Genomic DNA, 6,059 nt, shown 5'->3' with positions numbered 1-6,059 from the left:
GATCATTCCTGGCATTTTCACACTGCTGCCGGGGCGGACCATGCATGCAGTGCTCTTTGGCGGCTAAAGCCATCAATAATTCGCGCGCAGGTCCATGCCTTCGTAAAGGCTCGCGACCTCTTCTTTGTAGCCGTTGAACATAAGGGTCGGGATCTTTTTGGCAAACAGACCGCCGCCAACCCTGCGTTCATCGGCTTGCGACCAGCGCGGGTGATCCACCTCGGGGTTCACATTACTATAGAAGCCATACTCCCTGGGCAGCAATTGCTCCCATGTGCCGACAGGCTGTTCGTCAGTCAGGGTGATGCGCACAATGGACTTGATCGATTTGAAGCCATATTTCCACGGCACCACCAACCGCAACGGCGCGCCGTTCTGGTTTGGAATAGGTTTGCCATAGATGCCTGTGGCCATGATCGTCAGCGGGTGCATCGCTTCATCCACCCTCAGACCCTCGATATAGGGCCAGTCGATCCAGGCGGACCTTTGGCCGGGCATCTCGTCGGGACGGTACAACGTTTCAAAGCGTACGAACTTGGCTTCGGGTTTGACGCCAGCCATCGCCAGCAGATCGGACAACTCAAAGCCGTTCCATGGCACAACCATTGACCATGCCTCGACGCAGCGCAGGCGATAGATGCGCTCTTCGATCGTCATCTCCGCCATGATGTCCTCGAAATCAAATTCACCGGGGCGTTCGACCATCCCGTCGATCGTCACCGTCCACGGGTCGGTCGTCAGCGCATCCGCATGTTTGAACGGATCTTCCTTGCCGGTGCCGAACTCATAGAAGTTATTGTACTGGGTGATGTCTTCCCAGGAGTTCAACTCCAGATCCGCTTGGCTGGCACGCGCCATACCCGCCGCACTCACCAGGCCCAGACCCAAAGCGCCGCCCATCAGTTGGCGACGGTTCAGATACGCATCATACGGTGTGACGTCTGCGTGGCTCAGTGTGCTTTTCCAGCGATGGGCCATATGGGGTCTCTCCTCAGGGTTCAAATGTGACACTCTATATATGACATAGTATATAGTGCGAATTTATCCCCCCTCACGGGCTTGTCAGCGGATTGTAACTCGGCGTTATTTCATTGAGCGGCAAGGAGCGGCCATTGTCCTGTACGATGCGCACATGACGACGGCGCATCAGCCGCGGCTCTGCCACACCAACTGAGTGGGCGATCGTCTCCAGTTCGTGCGTAATCTCCGCGGCATAACTGGCGACACGCTTGTACTTGTCCTCGACAACCAGACCGGCCTGAAAACGCTTGTTATGAGTCGTGATCCCGGTCGGGCAGGTATTCTTGTTGCACTTGAGCGCCTGAATGCAGCCGAGGCTGAACATGAAGCCGCGCGCTGACGTCACAAAATCCGCGCCCGCGGCAATCGCCCAGGCGACGTCGCCGGGATTCACGAGCTTGCCCGAAGCCACAATGCGAATGCGTTCCTTGAGCCCCGCCCGGTCTCTTTGATCCACAACAGTAATCAAGGCCTCACGGATGGACATGCCCACCAGATCAATAAGAGGCATGGGGGCCGCACCTGTCCCGCCTTCCCCGCCATCGACAGTGATAAAATCCGGGGCGCTTTCGGGCCCGCGCGCATTAATCGTTTTGAACAATTCCCGGATCGGGCCCTCGGCACCGACGACCGTCTTGATCCCTACGGGCTTGCCACTCACCTCCCGGACACGGGCAACCAGATCCAGTAAGTCGTCCCAGTCATCGACCTCGGCATGGCGATTCGGCGAAATACCGTCCTCACCAATCTTCAGACCGCGAATGTCGGCGATCTCCGCCGTGACCTTGGCACCGGGCAGAATGCCGCCTTTTCCGGGTTTGGCCCCCTGTGCCAGCTTGATCTCGAACATCCGCACGGTCTCATGGGCGGCGACCTGACGCAATTTCTCCTCTGACAGACCGCCTTCGGCATCGCGGACACCAAACTTGGCAGTGCCTATCTGAAAAATGACATCACAACCGCCCTCCAGGTGAAACGGACTCAGCCCGCCTTCGCCGGTGTTCAACCAACAGCCCGCCTCTTGAGCACCGCGGCTGAGCGCCTGAACTGCAGGTTTCGAAATCGCGCCATAGCTCATGCCCGAGATGTTGAAGATCGAGAGCGCCGTGTAAGGCAACCGGGCACCTGATCCGATCACCATCGGCGCCGTCTTCGCAAATTGCTGCTCCAGCGGCGGGAAAGCCGCATTCACAAAGATCGGCGTACCAACCAGAGACAGGTTGCGGGTAGACCCAAAGGCCACGGTATTGCCCTGTCCTTCGCCCGCGCGTTTGATCCAGTCCCGTTGCGCGCGGTTGAACGGCAGTTCCTCGCGGTCCATCGCGAAAAAGTACTGGCGAAAGAATTCACCGAGAGTGGAGAACATGCCCCGGAAGCGCCCGATCACCGGATAGTTGCGCCGGATCGCGTCGCTGGTCTGCAACCGATCGGCACAAAACACCACGACGATGACAGCCATCGCAATCCCAATGATTGCGACAAAGCTCAGCGCGAGCACATTCAATACGGTCGTCGCAAATTCCATGGATCATCCCCAGTGTTTTGGTGTTGCTCCCACACTATCCAAACCATTCGGATCATGCGCAAGTCGCCAAAATAATCACGTCGCTCTAACATGTTTGTGACTGGAAAGCGGGAAATTTCATGGCTTAGTTCATGCAGTGCCACAGTCAAACCACGTAGGCGGATTTTCCCGGTGATCCGATGGGCACTGCCGGGCGTTAACTTCTCGATTGTGCATGACGCACGTCGTGAAATCGTTAACAGGAGTCTAGTTATGATCCGCAGAACTTTCGTAATGGCAGCAGCCGCAGCCGCAATCGCCGGAACAGCATTCGCCGCCGCCCACGCCAAAAAAGACATCGTTGATACAGCCGTCGACGCCGGTTCGTTCACCACTCTGGTCGCAGCCGTTCAAGCCGCAGGCTTGGTTGAAACGCTCAAAGGTGAAGGTCCCTTCACAGTGTTCGCGCCAACCGACGAGGCCTTCGCCGCTCTGCCCGAAGGCACGGTTGAAACGTTGCTGATGCCCGAGAACAAAGACCAACTGGTCGCGATCCTCACGTACCATGTCGTGCCGGGCAAAGTGATGTCGACCGATCTGTCCGACGGCATGATGGCCGGTACTGTGAACGGTGCCGAAGTGACAATCGGGACCACGGACGGTGTAACCGTTGACGGTGCGAACGTGGTGAGCGCCGACATCGAAGCGTCTAACGGCGTCATTCACGTCATCGACGCAGTGATTCTTCCTGAGTGATTTAACCGTCAAGGCGTCGTGGCGAACACTGTTCGCGTCGATATGTTCAAACAAAAAAGGGCGCCTCATCGGGCGCCCTTTCCTTCTTCATGATGCTCAGGTCAATGCACGACGGCATCGTCCGGACGCGGCCGGTTCGTCGCACTGATCCGGTCGCCGATGATCAGGCCATCCGCCCCCGCCGTCACCTCGATGGTGTCGCCATCGCGCACATCACCTGCCAAGAGCATCTCGGCCAAGGCGTTTTGCAACGAATTCTGGATCACCCGTTTCAGCGGACGTGCACCAAATACCGGGTCATAGCCTTCATTGGCCAACCACTGCCGGGCGCCCTCGTCCAGTTCCAACCCGATCTTGCGAGCCGCCAACCGTTTGAGCAACAGGCCCAACTGGATATCAACGATCCCATCCATGTCTTCGCGCGCGAGGCGATCAAAGATGATGGTCTCGTCCAACCGGTTCAGGAACTCGGGGCGGAAATGTGCCCGCACCGCGTCCATCACATCGCGCCGCGCCTGCGACGGGTCAGCCCCATCCGGCAACTGGCTCAAAGCCTGCGCGCCAAGGTTCGATGTCAGGATGATCAGCGTTTGTTTGAAGTCCGCCGTGCGGCCCTGACCATCGGTCAGCACCCCATCGTCCAAGACCTGCAACAACACGTTGAACACATCCGGGTGCGCTTTTTCGACCTCGTCGAACAGCACAACCTGATACGGACGACGTCGGACCGCTTCGGTCAACACACCACCCTCGTCGTAACCCACATAGCCCGGAGGGGCCCCGATCAGACGCGCCACACTGTGCTTTTCCATGAACTCCGACATGTCGATACGTACCATCGCGTTGTCATCATCGAACAGGAACTCGGCCAGCGCCTTGGTCAATTCGGTTTTCCCGACACCGGTTGGCCCAAGGAACAGGAACGACCCAAGGGGGCGATTCTCGTCGTTCAGGCCCGCACGCGCCCGGCGCACCGCATTGGCAACCGACCGGACGGCCGTATCCTGACCGATGACCCGGCTGTGCAACTGCTCTTCCATCCGCAAAAGCTTGTCGCGTTCGCCTTCCAGCATTTTGGACATCGGAATACCGGTCCAACGCTCGACCACGCTCGCGATCTGTTCGGGGCGCACAGCTTCGGCAACCATCGCGTCAGATTCCTGACCTTCGGCCTCGACCAGCTTGCGCTCCAGTTCAGGGATCACACCATAAGACAGCTCACCCGCCTTGGCGAGGTTACCTTCGCGCTTGGCAATCTCAAGCGTCGCGCGGGCCTGATCCAACTGTTCCTTGATGTCACGAGCCGAAGCAAGCTTGTCACGCTCGCCCTGCCATTGCGCTGTCATCTCGGAACTGCGCTCCTGCAGGTCAGCAAGATCCTTTTCGAGTGTCTCAAGACGGTCTTTCGACGCCTGATCATCCTCAAGGCGCAGCGCCTCGACCTCGATCTGCATCTGCAGGATCTGACGGTCCAGCGCGTCCAGTTCTTCGGGCTTGCTGTCCACTTCCATCCGCAAACGGCTGGCGGCTTCATCCACCAGATCAATGGCCTTGTCCGGCAAGAACCGATCCGTGATGTAGCGGTGGCTCAACGTCGCCGCCGCCACCAATGCGCTGTCGGAGACCCGGACACCGTGGTGAAGTTCGTACTTCTCCTTGATCCCGCGCAAAATGCTGATCGTGTCCTCGACGGTGGGCTCTTCGACCACAACCGGCTGGAACCGACGGGCCAGAGCCGCGTCTTTTTCCACATATTTGCGATACTCATTCAGGGTCGTCGCACCGACACAGTGCAATTCGCCCCGCGCCAAGGCCGGTTTGATCAGGTTGGCCGCGTCCATCGATCCTTCGGACGCACCAGCGCCTACAAGGGTGTGCATTTCGTCGATGAACAGGATGATTTCACCTGCCGCATCGGTGACTTCGTTCAGAACGGCTTTCAGGCGTTCTTCGAACTCACCACGGTATTTCGCACCCGCGATCAACGCGCCCATGTCCAAAGCCATAAGGCGTTTGTTACGCAGGGATTCCGGCACATCGCCGCTGACGATACGCAGGGCAAGGCCTTCGGCAATCGCGGTTTTACCCACGCCCGGTTCCCCAATCAAAACGGGGTTGTTCTTGGTCCGGCGGCTCAACACCTGCATGGTGCGACGAATTTCCTCGTCACGCCCGATGATGGGGTCGATCTTGCCCTGTTCCGCACGCTCGGTCAGGTCAGCCGCGTATTTCTTCAGGGCATCATAGCCCTCTTCGGCATTTGCCGTGTCGGCCGTGCGCCCTTTGCGGATGTCATTAATGGCCGTGTTCAGCGCCTGGGGTGTCACTTTACCCGCTTCCAACGCATCCTTGGCGGTCGATTTGACCATGCCAAGCGCCATCAGAACACGCTCGACCGGGACAAAGCTGTCGCCCGCCTTCTTGGCCAACGCTTCGGCTTCGGCCAGCACTTTCGCGGTCGATTGATCCAGATAGACCTGCGCCCCATCGCCCGTCACTTTGGGCAGTTTGGCAAGGGTCTGATCCACATGGGTCAGAACGCGCACAGGATCTCCGCCCGCACTGGTAATCAGGTTGCTGGCAAGTCCCTGATCATCATCCATCAGGGCTTTCAAAATGTGATCGGGTGTCAGGCGTTGGTGGTTCTCACGGGTTGCAATCGTCTGCGCAGCCTGAACAAATCCACGCGACCGTTCCGTGAACTTCGATAAGTCCATGGTCATTCTCCTTAATCAGCGCCCGGAGTGCTGCGCCCTCGGTGAGGCACGCAAGGCGTCGG

The 6,059-nt window shown here is 58.5% G+C and carries 5 protein-coding genes (1 of these 5 cut by a window edge); 2 read left to right on the top strand and 3 right to left on the bottom strand.

Annotated features, from left to right (window positions below):
- A protein-coding gene (locus LC354_RS12165) for a DUF2306 domain-containing protein (RefSeq protein ID WP_223424161.1) crosses the window boundary here: on the top strand, nucleotides 1-67 show its 3' portion. Its footprint begins 338 nt before the window's first position; 67 of the gene's 405 nt are visible here — the last part of the coding sequence; the start codon falls outside the window, past its left edge; the stop codon is at nucleotides 65-67.
- 5 nt (nucleotides 68-72) lie between these two features.
- Here LC354_RS12165 and msrP read toward each other — a convergent pair whose 3' ends face one another.
- The gene (gene msrP / locus LC354_RS12160; RefSeq protein WP_223424159.1) at nucleotides 73-978 is read right to left on the bottom strand and encodes a protein-methionine-sulfoxide reductase catalytic subunit MsrP; all 906 of its coding nucleotides are present in this window, start codon (nucleotides 976-978) and stop codon (nucleotides 73-75) included.
- A gap of 73 nt (nucleotides 979-1,051) precedes the next feature.
- Nucleotides 1,052-2,545, bottom strand: a complete 1,494-nt coding sequence (locus LC354_RS12155) for an FMN-binding glutamate synthase family protein (protein WP_223424157.1) — start codon at nucleotides 2,543-2,545, stop codon at nucleotides 1,052-1,054.
- 252 nt (nucleotides 2,546-2,797) lie between these two features.
- Here LC354_RS12155 and LC354_RS12150 point away from each other — a divergent pair, with 252 nt between their 5' ends.
- Complete coding sequence (locus LC354_RS12150; RefSeq protein WP_223424156.1) at nucleotides 2,798-3,280, top strand: fasciclin domain-containing protein; 483 nt, start codon at nucleotides 2,798-2,800, stop codon at nucleotides 3,278-3,280.
- A gap of 101 nt (nucleotides 3,281-3,381) precedes the next feature.
- Here LC354_RS12150 and clpB read toward each other — a convergent pair whose 3' ends face one another.
- Complete coding sequence (gene clpB / locus LC354_RS12145) at nucleotides 3,382-5,997, bottom strand: ATP-dependent chaperone ClpB (RefSeq protein ID WP_223424154.1); 2,616 nt, start codon at nucleotides 5,995-5,997, stop codon at nucleotides 3,382-3,384.
- Nucleotides 5,998-6,059 lie beyond the last annotated feature (62 nt).

The sequence above is a fragment of the Tateyamaria pelophila genome, from assembly GCF_019966495.1.
Classification (GTDB): domain Bacteria; phylum Pseudomonadota; class Alphaproteobacteria; order Rhodobacterales; family Rhodobacteraceae; genus Tateyamaria; species Tateyamaria pelophila.
The sequence above is the reverse complement of the archived record's forward strand: the minus strand, read 5'-3'. Positions and strand labels throughout refer to the sequence as shown.